The sequence below is a fragment of the Paenibacillus sp. SORGH_AS_0306 genome, from assembly GCF_030819345.1.
Lineage (GTDB): Bacteria > Bacillota > Bacilli > Paenibacillales > Paenibacillaceae > Saccharibacillus > Saccharibacillus kyungheensis.
In genome coordinates, this window is record NZ_JAUTBP010000001.1 from 3,619,822 (window position 1) to 3,638,137 (window position 18,316).

Consider the following 18,316-nt stretch of genomic DNA (forward strand, 5'->3'; position numbering starts at 1 on the left):
ATTTAATTAAAAAGGATTTATTTTATCGTAAATCTCATTTTTTAATCATCATTGATACTTTCTTTTCCTTCTTCATTACGAACTTGCATAGAACCGATCGATTTACCAATAAAGTAAATAAATACACTTCCTACTACACATCCGATACCCATCATCAATCCAGCGTTGTTATCATTAAATGGTTGGATATTCAAAATAATCGTTACTACACCAACAACAAAAGCAATCCAACCTATAATTGTTAGCAAACGAGTTAATCCGCGTGCATTTTTTCCGGGTGAATTTGAACGGCCTTTTGTATTTGTCGCCATAATTAAGCACTCCCCTCTTATGTTAGTATCCATTGCTACTCCAAACTAGGAGCACTTTAAAAATTACGTTTCTATTGTTATAGTCTCTATTACCACAATTTGCCCCTTTTGATTCGTTATTTAATTATATTCTTCTTATTTCTATATTATTTATTACAAATTATTGTCAAATGGTATGTATTTCATGGTCAAAAAGGCGACATTCTCTGTATAATACAGAAAATATCGCCTTTGTTCATCTCCCTATTAATATATTCATAGTTACATATTTGATAAGAATATATTTATATATAGAAGAAAAAATATTTTTTCATTACTTCTCGTCAAAATATTCGTAGATTAACTGTATGATTAGATCCGAATTTTAGACCTTTGCATGTAATGTATAACTTCTTCCCGCTTCCGCAGTAAACTCCAGCACAAAATCAGTTTGTTGCTCATCAGGTTCAGTCAATGTAGAAGCTGTTAATGGATCTTCCAATTGCAGAGCAATAGAACTCACTAAGCGACAGGTTCCATGAAACTGCGATTCTACTGTCACTTCTACCAGTTGTGCTTGTTGCCAGTGCATATCTACTGTATATCCACCACGTGCCCGTAGCCCTTTCACAAATCCTTTATTCCATACTTCTGGCAACGCAGGCAGTAGATGTAGTTCTTGTAAATGGCTTTGAAGCAACATTTCAGCAATACCTGCGGTTCCACCAAAATTACCATCAATCTGAAATGGAGGATGAGCATCAAACAGATTCGGATATGTAGAACGCGATAATAACGTAGTTACAAATTCATGTGCAGTCTCTCCATCCAACAAACGAGCATACAGATTAATAAGCCAAGCACAGCTCCATCCGGTATGTCCTCCGCCATGCTGAATACGTCGTTCTAGTGAGATACGAGCAGCTTCTACTAGCTCAGGTGTCTGATAACGATTAATCTCATGCCCGGGATACAGACCATACAAATGAGACACATGACGATGCCCTGGTTCATGCTCTTCATAATCCCGGTACCATTCTTGTAATTGACCATGACGACCAATATGAAAAGGATATAAGCGCTTATAAGTGTCTTGTAGCTCAGTTGCCCAATCTTGATCGACTTCAAGCAATGTTGTGCTGGTGATACAGTGATCTAATAATTCGCGGATCAATGTCATATCCATCGTAGATGCTGCTGATGTACTACATACTTCTCCAGAAGCGGTTAGAAATTTATTTTCAGGTGAAGTCGAAGGAACAGTAACCAAATAGCCTTCACGATCTTCAACCAACCAATCCAGTGCAAACCTAGCAGCTTCTTTCAAAATCGGATAAGCCGTTTCCCGTAAAAAGTCTAGATCACGATGATATTCATAATGCTCCCACAGATGCGCACATAACCAGATTCCACCGAGAGGCCAGAATGCCCAGCTTGCATCACCTTGAGTCGGAACAGCCAAGCGCCAGAGATCACTATTATGATGGGTCGTCCACCCTTTGGCTCCATAATGAACTTTCGCCGCTTCCTGACCACTTACACTCAGATCTTCTATCATACGAAATAACGGTTGATGACATTCAGAAAGCTGACACACTTCAGCAGGCCAGTAATTCATCTGTGTATTGATATTCGTGGTGTAATCACTATTCCACGGAGCTTGTACATGTTCATTCCATATCCCTTGTAGATTAGCTGGCTCACTTCCAGGTCTGGACGAGGAGATTAACAAATATCTTCCATAATGAAAATATAACGCTTCTAAATCTGGATCATGACGATGCTGTTGATATTGTTGCAGTCGCTGATCGGTTGGTAATTCTTGGTCATTTATACTTTTATCGGATGCTAACAGCTGTTGTTCATCTTCTAATTGAAGCTCTACCCGATTAAACAGACTACTATAATCTGCTAGATGTTGTTCTAACAATGACTGGTATCTGATACTTCCCGCTTGATTGAGAATAGCTACACATTCTTCTGCTAATACACGTCCGCTACTTCCCGGGACTTGATCGTATCCTTCAAAATTAGTAACGACTGATAATACAATCATAATTTCATGTGCTTCTTGAATAGATAAGTGCTGATCTTCTGCTTGAATATATCCTTGATCTACATACACTTTGACGCCTACATGAAATTGAATACCTTGCTCTGATTGTGCATCATACGCGTAAGGTGGTTCTATCTGGCGATAGTCTTCGATACTTGGCAAGCAATAGCCAGCTAACGATAATTCATGATCTTGAGCATACTGTTGATGCGGTTGTACACTATCTAGCCGTACACGAATATTCAGAGGTTGCTGACCATCACTACGTAACCGATAGACCATCACTTGATGCGGATGACTTACAAATACTTCTTTTTCAATACGATGTCCATCTGCTTGCCATGATGTACGGGTGAGCGCTTGATCTACCAGTAACTCACGATGATAATCTGTAATTACAGGTTCAGTCGCAGGGTATTGTATATCGACCCACAGGTCGCCTACAGGTTGATAACCTTCGGTATCGTGCCCTAACATGCTGGTGTTAATAATCGATTGTGCTTCTTCTAATTGGTTATCAAAAATAAGTTCTCGAACATGAGATAACTCAGCTAGACTGCTAGGATTGACTGTCTCACGTGGTTTCCCTGACCATAATGTATCTTCATTCAATTGAATACGATCCTGCTGTATACCACCAAATACCATGCCTCCTAGACGACCATTCCCTATCGGTAACGCTTCTTCCCAGAGTTGTGCAGGTTGGTTGTACCATAGTTTCCATAACGACTGCTTATTTTGATCCATCGGTATATGACCTCCTGATTGAAATTCATACATAAAGGGGCTTCGTTAATCCGAAGCCCCTCTTTGCGCTGTATCACAGCTTTTGCAATTATCTAAGATGTTTATTTTGCAGTGACAGGTTTGCTCCACAATTCAACGGTATCTTTGATCATTTGTGTATACGATGCTTCCATTTTTTTCATTGGTTCTGTACTTAACTCAGCAACCATTTCATCGTAAATGCCATCAAATTCTTCTGGAGAAGCTAAAATCGCTTCTGGAATACGTTTACGAACAATATCTTGTCCTTTTTGGAAGTTTACTGTGTATTCTTGATCATCCGGTGCTGGTAAATTATATGCTGCACCCCAAGGTTTAACCGGGAACTCATCTTTTTGCGGGAATAAGTCTTTCCATGTTGTAGCACCATAAGCTTTTAATGTTTCTTTTTCGGAAGCTGTGTAACCTGCAATAATTTGTTCAGGGAAATTCGTAGTGTAATAGTTACCTGATGGATCTTTTACTCCATCACCATAATGAACACCAAATATAGTATATCCACTTACACCTGTTGTTTTAACAAAGTTCGTATTATCATTTGTTTTCATGTCTTGGACATCCGCAGGAATAACACGTTTGCCATCTTTCATATTGTACTGCTTACCTTCGATACCCCATTGATTCAAGACTTGAGCTTCATCTGAAGACATCCAATCTAAGAATTTAATAATACGGATCGGATCTTTCGCAGAAGTAGTAATCCCTATACCATAACCTACTGGTGCACCGATATCCTGGAATGAACGATCTTTTGTTTCTGTTGTTAATTGAACAGGATAATGTCCGTATGCACGTTCATTCATACCTGAAGATTTTAGAGCATTTTCAGCTTGTTGGTAATCCCAATCTTGATCGATTAGACCAAGAACACGTCCACTTGCAATTTTAGAGTTATATTGGTCTGTTTTTTGTGTGAATGTCTCAGGATCTAACAAACCTTCGTTATACATATGATTTAACCAGCGGAAATATTCTTTTTCTTCAGGACGTTTGTAATGAAGTTGTGCTTCATAGGTCTCAGGGTCGATGTAGAATTCGCCATCATCCGGTGCACCTGTTGATAAGAATGCTGGGTTGGTAACTGTAATCTGAATTTTCCAATCATCTGCATTAAGAGATAATGGAATTGTTGGTTGTCCATTGATTGTCGGATTTTTTTCTTTGTACTCTTTTAATACTTTTTCGAAATCTTTAACTGTTTCGATTTTAGGATAGCCTAGTTCTTTCATTACAGCATTTTGCACTTCAAAGCCGCCACCTGCGTCAAAGCTTGTTTGCCCTACGCCTGCATTGGTTGGCAATACATAGATAGAAGGATCTTCTTTACTGTATTGTAGGCGAGCCAAATCGTCTCCATATACTTTTTTGATATTAGGACCATATTTATTAATAAGATCAGTCAAATCGATCAATGCGCCAGCTTCTACTAATTTACTAATGGAACCTTTAGGAGTAATCATATCAGGATAGTCACCAGAAGCTGTCATCAAAGCAATCTTCTGTGTACCCCCACCACTTACATCATATTCAGCATTGAGCGTTACATTCGTTGCTTTGGTGATTGCTTTACCAACATCATCCTGCATATTATTCCACGTTGGATTCGCATCAGAACCAAAAAAGGAAATCGTGATCGGTGTGGACACATCAGAAGTTTCTGTTTCTACTGGATCTGAACTTCCACATGCAGTTACACTTGCTAGTGCTACCACTAACATCGGTGCCAAAGCATATCTGAATAATTTTCTCGGCATTAAAATTGCCTCCCTTTTGAATATAGATAGTCCTTCAATCATAGAACAGGGTCGAAATAAGTATATGCTAAGGTGGTGACACACCACCCGATAGCTATATTAAGCTTTCACTGCACCTAGCGTCATACCGCTGACAAAATACTTTTGCAAAAACGGATATACGATAAGAATTGGTAATGTAACGACAATCGTAATCGCCATTCGAATCGATTCAGGAGAAATACTTGCCATCTGCTTCGCCATATCGTTCGCATTCACAGCACCACTTTGCTGTGTACTTTGTTGCAATACTTTCATCAACTCATACTGTAGTGTTGTCCATTCAGGACTGCTGGCGTTATACAGATACGTATCAAACCAAGAGTTCCATTGTCCAACTGCTAAGAACAAAGCAATCGTTGCAAGTACCGGCTTACAGAGTGGCAAAATAACTTTCCAATAAATCGTGAAATCATTCGCTCCATCGAGCTTCGCTGATTCTTGCAAAGCATACGGCAATCCATCGATAAAGGAACGGATAATAAAGACGTTAAATGCACTCACGATTCCTGGTAAAACGTAGACCCAGAATGTTCCGATCAAGTGTAAATCTCTCATTAGCAAGAACGTTGGAACCAATCCAGCAGTAACATACATGGTTAATGCTAAGAATGTTGAAATAAATTTACGAGCTTGAAAATCGACTCTACTCAATGTGAAGGCTAGCATTGAAGCACTAAGCAGTCCAAGTACTGTCCCAATTACTGTTCTTAATACTGAAATCCATGCTCCAGTTAACAGTCCTTGATATTGAAAAATAGTGGCATAGTTCTCTAATGTAAATGCTCTTGGAAAAATATGAATACCGCCTCGAACTGTATCTGTCGATTGGTTAAGTGAAATCGCAAGTACATTCAAGAAAGGATATAACGTTACTACAAGTACCATTAACATCACGATCGTATTACAAATATCAAATATTTTATCGCCTCTGGTCGCATTAAAAGCTTTGTTTGCTGCCATGGTCGCCCGCCTCCTTTTGAATACAGATTATTTACATAATGCTTTCTTTAGTTGTTTTCTTGAAAATTCCATTAGCTGTAAACAACAAGATAATACTAATCACCGAGTTGAAAATACTAATAGCCGTACCGTACGAATAACGGTTCATTTCCAATCCATATTTCAACGCGTACAAATCAAGCACTTGTGAATAATCTTGCACCAAATTGTTACCGAGCAAGAATTGCTTCTCAAAACCGATACTCACCAAATGTCCGATCGACATAATCAACAGCACGGTAATCGTGGTACGCATACCTGGAAGTGTAATATGCCACATTTGGCGAAAACGTCCAGCACCGTCTACACGAGAAGCTTCATACTGTTCCTGGTCAATACCTGTGATCGCTGCCAGATAGATAATGGTGTTCCAACCCATCTCTTTCCAAATATCTGAAGCGGTTACAATTCCCCAGAACCATTTCCCTTGAGCCATAAATTGAATCGGCTGATCGATAATATGCATCGATACTAATAGTTCGTTGACTATACCACCATCAGTCGATAACGATTTCGTTACAATACCTGCTACAACAACCCATGATACAAAGTGAGGAAGATACGAAACGGTCTGTACCGTTCTTTTGAAAAACATGCCTTTGACTTCATTCAGCAAAATAGCAAAAATAACAGGAACAACAAATCCAAAAATCAGACCCATAAAACTCATTGCCAGCGTATTACGCAGAGCTAAGTAAAATTGTTGATCTGCGAATAAGGCTGTAAATTGATCGAATCCAACCCACTTCTGATCAAAAAAAGATTTGGCTGGTTTAAAATTCTGGAATGCCATTGTCCAGCCCCACAAAGGAACATAACTAAAAATGAAAGCCCAGATTACAAACGGTAGTGACATTAGATAAAGATAGCGCTGCTGTTTAAATACTTTCCAGAAGCCACCGCCTCTTTTGATCGTTGTTTTGGATACTCGCTCTCCTTTATTAGAAGAAGCACGCTTGGTTGTTGTGTCCATAATACAGTCCACCCTCCTATAATCGATCACTCATCCCTTTCGGGTTCCGCTTCTTCATCCCTATTGTCATACGACTTAGGGGTATATACCGATTATAAAAGAAAGCGCTTTCTATTTATACCTTCTAAATTATACATAAAATCATATAAAAATTAGATATCGCTTACATTTGGTTCTTCAAAGTCAAATTTTTACCTGATTGTGGGATTATAAGCGGTAATAGTCCACGCAACTCATTGTACTTTTTCTACTGATTTATACATCATCATTTTGTTGATCCCGGTAGGCAGACGGCGAAATTCCTGTATATTTTTTGAATTTGCTATGAAAATAATCTACATTCGCATACCCAACTTGAGAAGCAACTTTGTGTACTTTCATTCCTTGTGCCAACAACGATTTGGCTTGCTCTAACCGTACCTGATCTAGAAAATGGTTAAAGGATTCGCCTGTGTGTGTTTTGAACATTTTGCCAAGATACGCACTATTGTAATTAAATATTTCCGCTAATAATTCAAGCTTGAGGTTATCGCTATAATTGCGCTGAATAAAATCGGTCATCTGCTTCATTACCGATTCATGCGTGCCATGATTGATCGACTGTAACAATTGTACTAATCGGCTTACTACTAATGTAATCATCTGTCTGGTAGTCGATACAGCGTACAATTCAGGGATTAGAGACAGGCATTGTTGCACAGCAGCCCCAGAACCCGGTACACTTGCTGGCAAGCGGCTAAGAGCCAGTGATAACACATGCGAACAAAGACTTTTCACTTCACGTTCAGATAATCCAGCTTTCCATGAAATATCACATAATTCTTCCAGCACTCGCTCAGCGGCAGCCACATTACGAATATCGACAGCATAATACAGACGGTCTGACCATTCTCCTGCCAAAGGAACGTCAGCAAGTGGCTCAGTGGTAGCTCGATCTACAGCAAGTTCTGTCGACATCACACCATGATCATCACACCAGAAGCGTTGTGCAATCAATGTGGATGCTTCTTCATAGATCAAGCGAAGATCTTCAAGGTCTGTTACTACATGACTTGCAGCCAGATACATTTCAGGTTCATCATGTAACCATGACCAGATATGTTCTTTCAATTGTATTAATTCATGATGTTGCATATACGCTTGCTCTGTCAGCAAACCGATATATGGACCTGCACGAAATACAATACGATGATAAGCGTCATTCGAGTATTCAGCCAACTTTTGCATTTGAGCAAAAAAGTTTACTTTTTCATCGCCTTGCACATGACTACATTCGATCAAAATCAATTGGTAACGTTCCCAATATAACTGAAGCGAAGTTGCACTTTGATGTTGTGATGATGAAGATACTAATAATTGTTCGACTTTTTCAGATAATGGAGTCTCTGGAATATGGATAATCATATCTTGTTGCTCTCGATGAAGAGATCCATGTACACGACGAAGTTCATCTTGCATTTCATCTTCATCTACAGGTTTGAGTAAATATCCATCAACTCCAAATCCTAATGCTTTGCGTGCATATTCAAAATCAGCATGTCCGCTTAAAATTAAAAAATGCGCTTGCTGGTGTTGCTCACGAATGTGTTCAATCACTTCCAGTCCACTCATTCCCGGCATACGAATATCCATAATCGTTAGATCCGGTTTCCAGCGCTCAAACTTTTGAATTGCATCTCTTCCATTTACCGCAGCATCAACAACTTCAAATCCAATCTCATTCCAATTAATAATCGTTTTTAGTCCTTCACGAATCGCGGGTTCATCATCTACGATCATCACTTTAAACATTATTTATTGCCCCCTGACATTAATTGATCGGTTGTGGCTGGTATTTTAAATGAAATTTGAGTTCCTTCCCCAAGCATACTGGATATATGAAGCCCATACGCTGCACCGTACGACAAAATCAATCGCTGATGTACATTGCGTAATCCAATACGATCTCCTTCCTGACTTTCATTGACTTGGAGTGAATTTTTCACCCATTGCAAACGTTCCTCTGCTATCCCTGCTCCATTATCAATAACATCTATCATCACATCTTGTTCAATCCGTAATGTACGAATAATAATCAATCCGCCATTTTCCCGACTTTCCAGACCATGAATAATCGCATTTTCTACTAAAGGCTGAATAATTAACGGTGGAATCGATATTTCTTTTGTTTGAGGATCGATAAGCAATTCATAATTTAAGCGATCACCAAAGCGAAACTTTTGAATTTCCAAATACGATTTAATTAATTCCATTTCGCCTTGTAAAGTTGTATTTTTCATACCAATCTCTAAATTATTACGAATCAATTTACCCAGCAAGCGCACAATATACGCAATCTCTTGTTCACCTCGAATATGAGCTTTCATCCGTATCGATTCCAGAGCATTAAATAAAAAGTGAGGATTGATTTGACTGGCTAACATTTTAAAGCTGATTTCTTTTTGACTCACTTCCAGGCGAGTATTGCGCTCATTCGATTCATATACTTGATCCATTAAAGTTCGTATACTCACGACCATATCGTTGAATTTTCGTGAAAGCTGTCCAATCTCATCGGCTCCTGCAATATGAGAGACGACTTTTAGATCGCCCGTTCCTACTTTGTTCATCTGACGACTTAGACCGGATAAGCGGCGCGTAATCAAGTGTGAGATCAAGTATAAAAATAATAATCCAGTACATAGAATCAATATTAGTAATCCAGTACCAATCAGAATAATACGATTCGAATCCCGAACTATACTTTCATTGGCAAATACAGAGATGATTTTTAGCCCGTTATCACTGCTATCAGGCATCACTTCATCCACTACAATATTCGAAAGCTGTCCTTTCACATCACGTTCATAGATTCCTTTGCCTTGTAGATCGGAGCTTATGCCTAGCTCTGGGTCACCCAACTGTTTGCCGATTAAAGTGACATCTTTGGCAGCGACCACATAACCGCTATGATCCAAAATCATTGTCTCAAATGGTTCTGCACTCAAAATTGAATTAAGATAGGACTGGCTGAGTTCAATAACGAGTACACCATTTGTCGTATAATCGGTAAAGTTGATTTTGCGTACCAGACTGAGTTTTTTAGTTTCACTAATTTCGATATCATTGCGGTAAATCCAATTGATCTTGCGACTATTGATCGCCGTCTGATACCATTTACTATCACGTACTTCATTACTGACTTTCATAAATTCCAAATTATTCTGAATAGTGTTGTTAGTGGTGTAAAATCGGATTGCTGATATTTCAGAGTACAAACGCAGATATTCTTGAAATTCCTGATAATTATGATAAGCGACAACCAGATCATATACTTTGGTATAGCGTGTGTTGACCACATCACTTAGTCTGGAATCAAATAGTAGCTTGTTAGAGATATCAATAGGTACACGCAACATAGTATCCATTTGATTTTTGACACGTTCTACATTATTGGTGGTCTGCTCAATCGCATTATCCAGAGCCGATTGTCTAAAATAATCTACTACGACCCCGCCAATGCCTAGTACAGGAAGCGCGACAATAAAGATATACGCAAAAATCAATTTATTTTTAATTTTTACATTATTCATGCGCTCAATCAACGGCTTCCACATGACTCCCCCTACTTTCTACACCATTTGTTTGCCGTTTTGGATAAAACGCTTACAGAAATCAGAATAATATAACATAAAATCTAGTTTTTGTTTATTCTATTTATCATATCACAAACCAATTTGAAAAGACTGCCTTCACAACAGCAGTCTTTTCGCCGATATCATTAATAGCTTAGTATATTAACAATATCAATCCATTTTCATCCATAATATCCAGTTGATATGATTCAACCGTCCGCTATAGCTGTAATGAATAGTTACAGTGGACGAATAAACTCAACCTCTGGCAAACGGCTTGGATCTTTTTTATTGATATGATCATAGAACATTACACCGTTCAAATGATCTAATTCATGCTGAATGACGACAGCTTCAAACCCTTTTAGTTTCAATGTAAAAGGCTTCCCGTCAGGTGTAAATGCTTTAATCGTTATTTTCTCATACCGTGGTACGAATCCTTCTACATCACGGTCAACTGACAAACATCCCTCTCCGTGCTCCAGATAGACCATTGCTGTGGAATGACTAACTAATTTGGGATTGCAAAACACATATTCAAGTTGCCGATCTTGGTCATTAGTAAAGTAGACTACAAACACTCTTCCATCCCAACCAACCTGATTAGCTGATAATCCTATTCCTGGACGCAAACCATATTTCTCAGCTAATTTCTCATCTTGCGATTTTTTCAAAAAATCCATCATTCGATTCGCACGTGTACGATCTTCATCAGATAACGGTAATTTCACAGGTTCCGCTACTTTTCGCAAAATCGGATCACCTTCACGCACAATCTCGTCCATCGTCACAAAAGAAAGTGAAGAATTATTCAATGTATAGAGCCACCTTTATATTTGTCATAGATTGGAATTCACACAAAGTGATAGTCAAATCACATTATTTTAGATTTAATTATAAAAAATGTTCAATTTTACGTCAATGATAACGTTTACTTGTCTCAATCTGTCGAATTTGCATTGACGATAGTATGGTAACAAATTACTATAATGTTAAGGAAGTTTTAAGAATGATCGAAATCTTAGTATCTTTTTCACATTTACTTTCGTTTTTTACTGTTAATTGTAGTTGTATAGTGCAGTATACAATGATAGTTAACTAAGAGTTTTATTTATATATATCGAAGGAGGATTTACAATTTGGAAACGTCTAATGAACTTCTCAAAAGCTATTTAACACTTGTGGATCGTATGCCACGTATTATGGAGCTCCCTACCTTAATGCGACAACTCAAGTCCAATGCTACAGAAGTGTATATCCTGCACTTTTTGTTAGCAAACGGCAGTCAATATGGTACAGACATTGTCCGGGCAACAGGTCTGACTACCAGTGCCGTTACACAGATCTGCGATAAGTTAGGACAAGAAGAGTTGATTGAACGTACACGATCCGATCAAGATCGTCGGTATGTGAGTATTTCGATTACCCGTAAAGGGGAAGAAGCACTAGATGGAATGTACAAAATCATGTCTAATAAATTAGTTGAAAGTATTCGTGGGCTTAGTGATGATGAGGCACATGAATTACTAGGACATTTCAGAAGTGTAGAACATTTAATTATGAAGCGTAAAGATTTGACGGTAAACGAATTATCTGTAAAAAGTTAAGACATTGCTGTTGTAGTATCCTGTTGTATATAAAAAACGTCCGAATGGAATATATTCCATCCGGGCGTTTTTATTTATATTACTCTACTGTTGCTAAATATTCAGCAACTTGCGTAGGTGTTTTAGCAAATTTACTGTGCAAATGAGCTATTTTTTCACCATTACGATATACAAGCAAGCTTGGAATTCCTCTTACTTCATTTTGCTCTGCCAAATCTTGAAATTTTTCTGCATCCATCGCAAAGAACTGTTTATCATTGTTCTTTTCGATAATATCAACCATAAAACGGTCAAGCGTTTTGCAATCCGGGCACCAGTTTGTATCAAATTTGATCACAGTAAGGTCGTTACCATTAATCAAATTGCGGTATTGATCTTCCGATTCTATTCTTTCCATTAGGAAGTGATCCTCCTTTAAATGATGATTCAATTAGCAACAATACAAAATATAATCTCTTAATATGAAGATGTTGCTATCTTTATTATCTGCTCTTTATTGTAATTTAGCAACAATGTAGTGTATAAAGTGTATTAAAAATGATGATTATTTCAATAAACCGACTGTTTTTTGATCAAATAACCAGCCCAGTCAGATCAGGAAAACGCTGATAAAACGTTTCAGGATCATGATCGTCACCTTCGATTCGTTCAAAATAGAAATGAGATTCTGCCAGATTATTCATCAAAATACCTACCGCTTCATCTGTGCACGTCTGTATCAACCGCTGACGATTCGCTTTCCCCAAGCCTTCTAGATTACCGATATCCATATAGATACGCAGATCAGGAGATAGATGCTGACGTTCTCTCATAAATTCAATAAATCCTTCATACCAGAGCGAAGCCGACATAATTCCAATTCTGCCAAACACATGCGGATAGACATAGGCGGCAAATAAAGACACCAGACCACCCAAAGACTTGCCTACAATTCCTGTCATTTCAGGTCGACTATCTGTATAAAAGTTCTGATCGATCCATGGCTTAATCTCATGAGCAATCAGATTCAAATACTCGGTCGCCCGTCCGCCAAAATCTCCATGACCCAGCCCTGGATAAAGAGCACGTGCATACCATGGTGTATATTCAACTAAAGGATCGTACGCAGCTATCCCGACTAGAATTAATTCCGGCAAAGTACCTGCGGCAAAGCGTTGTTCTAAATTATATAAAGTTCCGTTCAATACCAGATCAAATACATCTCCGCCATCATGAACATAGACGACTGGTAACGGATACGATGCTTTATCATAAGAAGGTGGCAAATAAATCAGCAAGTCTCGACCTGCATACATTTTGGTAAAAAGTGTTCCTCGCATACGATTCTCTCCCCCTACTGATAATCATTATCAATTAGTATACCAAATGATCGAGAAGATGACAAAAAAAGCTTATCGATGTTATGTACACCGAATAAGCTCCTTTTCAAACACAGATATCGATTGATATTGACTTATGATCCGATACTTAACAACAATGCAGTCAGTAATCCAAGTGAAGCGATCAACCCTACTAACGGGCCACCATCTTCATACGCTTCCGGCATCATCGTTGAACAGATCATCGCTATAATACCACCACCGGCAAAAGCACCGATTCCTGCTTTGATCTCATCTGGCAATAATTCTAAGAATAGGTACCCTGCCATCGAAGCCAGAGCAGAGATCACCAGAACAACAGCCCACATGCCAAAAATTTTGCCACGTGAATAATGACTTTGCTTCAACCCTACTGTACTGGACAATCCTTCAGGAATATTGCTGACAAAAATAGAAATAACTAATACCAGACTTACACCCTGACCTGCAAGCAGACTTGCTCCGATCATAATGGATTCAGGAATAGCATCCATCACCGTACCTGCAAATATACCAAGTCCACTTTGACTGCCGCCATCCTTTTCTTTAGAGGATGAATTAGAAGAAGACGAGTCTTCCTTGCTCATATAGGAACGTTTACGGTTCGCTCCCCCTTTACGAGATATGTATAGATCAAATGCAGTGTATATAATCGCACCCACCATAAAGCCTATACCTGTTGCCCAGATGCCTCCATCTTCTACTGCATCTGATAACAATTCAAAAGCAACCGCTCCGATAAGCGTCCCTGTACCAAAAGCCATAATCCAACCAATAATCTTCTTGGGCATATTGAAAAACATGGCAATCAAAGCTCCTAATAAAACAGCAGAGCCTGCTATCGCACCCCACATTAACGCATTCCACATATTTATTCTCCTCTCACTACACTGTCTTATTATTAACCCAAAATAAGAACTTTAGACCGATGTGAGCATAAAAAAATAGAATAAATGAATTTAATGCGAATATGAACGCTTTTTCATATCATTAACGGTGTTGTGTATACTGGTTAGCAGCCCGAATAGAACGGATCATTTGCAGTTCATCATCTGTTAATGCTGGCGATGAAGCGGCTTCTACATTTTCACGTAATTGTTGTGATGAACTCGCTCCTGCGGCTAGCACTGCTACTGCTGGATGAGCAAGTACATATTGAATAGCGGTCTGGGAAAGGCTTCTATTAGCTTGTGTAAGAGGTTCTAATTGCTGGCGCAGACTAATAACATCTTCACCGCTGATATCCAGATAACCCTTCTGTGCTTTGTCTTCACGTCCATCTGCTAAAGCTCCACTTGCTACAGCACCACGTACAATAGAACTGATCCCTTTTTGTGTTAATAACGGTAATACTTCTTCTTCAGGACGACGATCTAGAATACTGTACTGGCTCATTACACTGACAATATGCGAACGATCTACATATTCACGAATCACATTAGGACGAATCGAAGAAATACCGTATTCTCGAATCAGACCTTCTCTTTTTAATTGTGCAAAAGCTTCGATCGTTTCATCTATATTGTCATCCAGTGTACCGCCATGCAGTTGATACAGATCAATATAATCGGTCTGTAAGCGTCGTAAGCTTTCTTTGATCGCTTCCATAATATGAGCTTTGGATGGATTCCATACTAAGCCGTCTTGACCTTCTACACGAGTATTACCTACTTTGCTAGCGATAATCACATCACTGCGGCGACCTTTGATCGCTTTACCAATCAATTCTTCATTGTGCCCGTTATCATAAATATCTGCTGTATCCAAAAAGTTAATCCCCAGATCAAGTGCTTCATGTAGCAAAGGAATCACTTTGCTCTCGTCTGTTCCCAGAGACATACAACCCAGTCCAATTTCACCTACGATTAAATCTGATGTACCTAGTCTATTCTTTTTCATAATTGATCATCCTTTCACGATATTGATCTGATCTTTCTTTCACTTATCGATATAGCCGTAATACTACTTATTAAACATTACACGGTGCTATTAATAATATGTTTTACCCGTCCTACGTCTCCTGATTGAAGACGTACTTTGATTCCATGTGGATGATTGGGTGAATTGGTTAAGATATCTTTGACAATTCCTCTTGTTAATTTCCCTGTGCGTTGATCTTGTTTGAGTACAATATCGACTTCGATTCCTGCTTTAATATTCGCGCGTGTCTGACCACTCATTTATAATTCCCACTTTCTATATTTAACATGTATAACAAATGCCGATAAGGCACTCCTACGAGCACAATACCGGCATTTGGATCATTGATATATACGTTGTAGCTAACAGATTTATTTGAATTTTTTCCAGTCTTGTTTGGTGTTTTCGAGCAAATATTCAAAATCGTTATCACGACGTTTTTGTTCTGCTTTGCGAGCATCGTCTGCTTCTTGTTGTTGTTTCTCTTTGCGTTGTTGCTCTTCTGCTTTGAGCTCGGTTGCTTGCGCTTTGAGCTTATCCAATACATCAGCACTTAGCATGTCTTTGAGTGTAGCTGGTCGATCTTGTGCTGGTGTGGCTGTCGGTCTTGCAGATGCTCTATTTTTCTTAGCCATCTATAATCACCTCTTTTACTATACGAACTTGTTATAGTATACCATCGTTACGGAATAGACGAAAATGATTACTCTTGCTCCTCTTCTTCATCTTCTTCAAATGTAGTCACTTCAATTTCTTTGATATGACGATTCTCCATACGGGTTACGGTAAATTCATATTCTTCCACTCGTACCGATTCACCTTCATGAATATTAAATTTCTGCGCCCAGATCCATCCACCAATCGTATACGCTTCTCCAGCTTCGATATCCGTTCCTAGACGACGATTCACTTCATGAATCAATGCAAGTGGTTGTAGACGATAATGCTTGTCTCCTAGCTTATGAATCGCTGGAGTAGCAGCAGGTTCGATATCTGATTTGGAAGGAATATCGCCCACAATTTCTTCTAAAATATCTTCTAATGTCACCATACCTGCTGTTCCACCATACTCATCTAGCAACACCGCCATATGAATATTTTGCTTTTGCATTTGCCCTAATAATTCACGAGCAGGCACAGTCTCTATCAATTGCAAGACAGGCTTGATAAAAGGCGCAATCGGATCAGTAGGTGTATGTGGATGACTCACAGCATCACGCAATACTTCTTTGACATTGAGCAATCCAATAATACGGTCTTTGTCTCCATCCAGAGCGACAGGAATCAAGCTGTACGGCTCTTCTTTCACCAGCTCATAGAAGTCTGCTAATTGTGCTTCATGCCCGATATACTTCATCTCTGTACGTGGAACCATAATCTCGCTACCGACTAATTCATCAAATTCAAACACATTATTCAAATAACGATATTCTGTCGGTGTAATATTACCACTTTTGAATCCTTCCGATAGAGCAAATCGTAATTCTGCTTCACTCTGTGCGGCATCTTGTTCAGAGATAGGCTTTACTCCGAATAATCCGGTAATCAGACGTGCTGAACGGCTCAGTACCCAGTTAAATGGATACGTAATGCGGTAAAAGACCATCATCGGACGAGCAAAAAATAATGCCATCGGTTCAGCCAGTTGAATAGCGAACGATTTGGGAACCAGTTCTCCGATCAACACTTCGAAATAGGTCAGTAACAAAAAGGCGATAATAAACGATATGACCGATTCTAATCCTGCTGGAACATGAACCCAGACAAAGATCGGATGAAGTAATTCTTCTATCGTCGATTCTCCTAACCAACCCAGTGCTAGTGATGTGAGCGTCGTTCCTAACTGACAAGCTGATAAAAATTCATCCAATTTGGAAATAATATTCTGAACAGCAACTGCATTTTTGTTGCCTTCATCAGCCAATTGATTGATCTTGGAAATACGTACACGAATAATCGAATACTCAGATGCTACAAAAAAGGCTGTTAATAAAATCAGTACAATAACCAATATCAAATTCAAAAATTCCATACCTTGCTCCCCTTTGCGTGATCTATCTATTTGCTCACTAAAAGTATGTATAGATGTACACATATGAAATACATTACCCATTTTTGACTGCTATGCTTTGATTCTATACAAAAAATCCTAATGATACACAACAAAAAAAGCGATCAGAACAGAGATTACTGTTCAAATCGCTTTGCTTAAAAATCGTTGTATCACATATACGACTTCATCATATATGGATAACTTCAATATGTTATATTATTTTGTTTTCGGTTTACGATCGACTAATAACCATGCTCCGCCTAATAAAACAGCAAGTGCAACCAAAGGTTGTACAAATACCACGTGATGGAGTATAGAATCTAACGAAAAGACAGCGAAAAACAACAATCCGATTACTGTCAAAATATTAATCGGAATCAACAACCATTTGTTACGAGAACCTAACCAGTAAAACTCAAACAATCCTAACGCTACTGCAAGTATGTAACCCGGCCACATCACAGCCCAAAGATCAAACAATGTAGCGATTTGACTCACTACACCTGCTCCTAGCAAAATTCCACCTGGAATCAATAACCCTTTGTGTTTGGAATTCATTAACGAAAAATGTAACCAGTGAAAAAATAGCCCTAACGGAATAACAAACAAAGTCGGCCAAAATGTAGCAAAAATAGTTCCTACCCCTGTAGACCCGCCCGGATTCAAAAATAAATAAACACCTAACAACAATAATACCGGTGCAAGAACTGCTTTTTTAATCATGATCCTTACACACCCCTTTTCTATTCGATTATCCTTGATTACACTGTATCACACCTTGCTTTGCAACTCATCCGCCTATAGAAGAAAATAAACCTAGACTAAAGTCGTAGATGACTTCAATCTACATATAAAAAGACCCTT

At 38.7% G+C, this 18,316-nt stretch carries 17 protein-coding genes; 1 reads left to right on the plus strand and 16 read right to left on the minus strand.

Features of this window, described 5'->3' with window-relative positions; all coding sequences use genetic code 11:
* Positions 1-41: 41 nt before the first annotated feature.
* From QE450_RS15905 to def, 8 genes are all read right to left on the minus strand, one after another.
* Positions 42-311, minus strand: a complete 270-nt coding sequence (locus tag QE450_RS15905) for a hypothetical protein (protein ID WP_273613614.1) — start codon at positions 309-311, stop codon at positions 42-44.
* A gap of 364 nt (positions 312-675) precedes the next feature.
* Positions 676-3,093 (minus strand): glycoside hydrolase family 95 protein, encoded by a 2,418-nt coding sequence (locus tag QE450_RS15910; RefSeq protein WP_307300507.1) that lies wholly within the window; start codon positions 3,091-3,093, stop codon positions 676-678.
* Between the two features lie 101 nt (positions 3,094-3,194).
* Positions 3,195-4,886: an ABC transporter substrate-binding protein gene (locus QE450_RS15915; protein WP_273613616.1), complete on the minus strand. Its 1,692-nt coding sequence runs from the start codon at positions 4,884-4,886 to the stop codon at positions 3,195-3,197.
* A gap of 99 nt (positions 4,887-4,985) precedes the next feature.
* Positions 4,986-5,888 carry a carbohydrate ABC transporter permease gene (locus tag QE450_RS15920; protein ID WP_273613617.1) on the minus strand — a complete coding sequence of 301 codons (903 nt, stop codon included), beginning with the start codon at positions 5,886-5,888 and terminating at the stop codon, positions 4,986-4,988.
* Between the two features lie 31 nt (positions 5,889-5,919).
* Complete coding sequence (locus QE450_RS15925) at positions 5,920-6,900, minus strand: ABC transporter permease (RefSeq protein ID WP_273613618.1); 981 nt, start codon at positions 6,898-6,900, stop codon at positions 5,920-5,922.
* Between the two features lie 255 nt (positions 6,901-7,155).
* A complete protein-coding gene (locus QE450_RS15930; protein ID WP_307300516.1) occupies positions 7,156-8,691 on the minus strand; it encodes a response regulator transcription factor in 1,536 nt (511 codons plus the stop codon).
* Complete coding sequence (locus tag QE450_RS15935; RefSeq protein WP_273613620.1) at positions 8,691-10,496, minus strand: sensor histidine kinase; 1,806 nt, start codon at positions 10,494-10,496, stop codon at positions 8,691-8,693. Before QE450_RS15935 ends, QE450_RS15930 begins: the two co-directional genes overlap by 1 nt.
* 257 nt (positions 10,497-10,753) lie before the next feature.
* On the minus strand, positions 10,754-11,329 hold the full coding sequence (gene def, locus QE450_RS15940; RefSeq protein WP_273613621.1) for a peptide deformylase: 576 nt from the start codon (positions 11,327-11,329) through the stop codon (positions 10,754-10,756).
* 324 nt (positions 11,330-11,653) lie between these two features.
* On the opposite strand from def, the gene QE450_RS15945 reads away from it, so the two are divergent.
* Positions 11,654-12,121: a MarR family winged helix-turn-helix transcriptional regulator gene (locus tag QE450_RS15945; protein WP_273613622.1), complete on the plus strand. Its 468-nt coding sequence runs from the start codon at positions 11,654-11,656 to the stop codon at positions 12,119-12,121.
* A gap of 79 nt (positions 12,122-12,200) precedes the next feature.
* Here QE450_RS15945 and QE450_RS15950 read toward each other — a convergent pair whose 3' ends face one another.
* The 8 genes from QE450_RS15950 to QE450_RS15985 all read right to left on the minus strand — a co-directional run bounded on the left by QE450_RS15950 (position 12,201) and on the right by QE450_RS15985 (position 18,175).
* Entirely contained in the window at positions 12,201-12,518 is a 318-nt protein-coding gene (locus QE450_RS15950) for a thioredoxin family protein (protein ID WP_204827062.1), read from the minus strand.
* Positions 12,519-12,693: 175 nt separating this feature from the next.
* Positions 12,694-13,440 (minus strand): alpha/beta hydrolase, encoded by a 747-nt coding sequence (locus QE450_RS15955; RefSeq protein WP_307300525.1) that lies wholly within the window; start codon positions 13,438-13,440, stop codon positions 12,694-12,696.
* A 134-nt stretch (positions 13,441-13,574) separates the two neighbouring features.
* Positions 13,575-14,348: a ZIP family metal transporter gene (locus QE450_RS15960; RefSeq protein WP_307300528.1), complete on the minus strand. Its 774-nt coding sequence runs from the start codon at positions 14,346-14,348 to the stop codon at positions 13,575-13,577.
* 121 nt (positions 14,349-14,469) lie between these two features.
* Entirely contained in the window at positions 14,470-15,378 is a 909-nt protein-coding gene (locus QE450_RS15965) for an aldo/keto reductase (protein WP_307300531.1), read from the minus strand.
* A 77-nt stretch (positions 15,379-15,455) separates the two neighbouring features.
* Positions 15,456-15,659, minus strand: coding sequence for a YwbE family protein (locus QE450_RS15970; RefSeq protein ID WP_307300534.1), 204 nt, complete (start codon positions 15,657-15,659; stop codon positions 15,456-15,458).
* Positions 15,660-15,770: 111 nt separating this feature from the next.
* Positions 15,771-16,034 carry a YqkE family protein gene (locus QE450_RS15975; RefSeq protein ID WP_273613627.1) on the minus strand — a complete coding sequence of 88 codons (264 nt, stop codon included), beginning with the start codon at positions 16,032-16,034 and terminating at the stop codon, positions 15,771-15,773.
* 68 nt (positions 16,035-16,102) lie between these two features.
* Positions 16,103-17,431 (minus strand): hemolysin family protein, encoded by a 1,329-nt coding sequence (locus QE450_RS15980; RefSeq protein WP_307300536.1) that lies wholly within the window; start codon positions 17,429-17,431, stop codon positions 16,103-16,105.
* 237 nt (positions 17,432-17,668) lie between these two features.
* Positions 17,669-18,175 carry a hypothetical protein gene (locus tag QE450_RS15985; RefSeq protein WP_307300538.1) on the minus strand — a complete coding sequence of 169 codons (507 nt, stop codon included), beginning with the start codon at positions 18,173-18,175 and terminating at the stop codon, positions 17,669-17,671.
* Positions 18,176-18,316 lie beyond the last annotated feature (141 nt).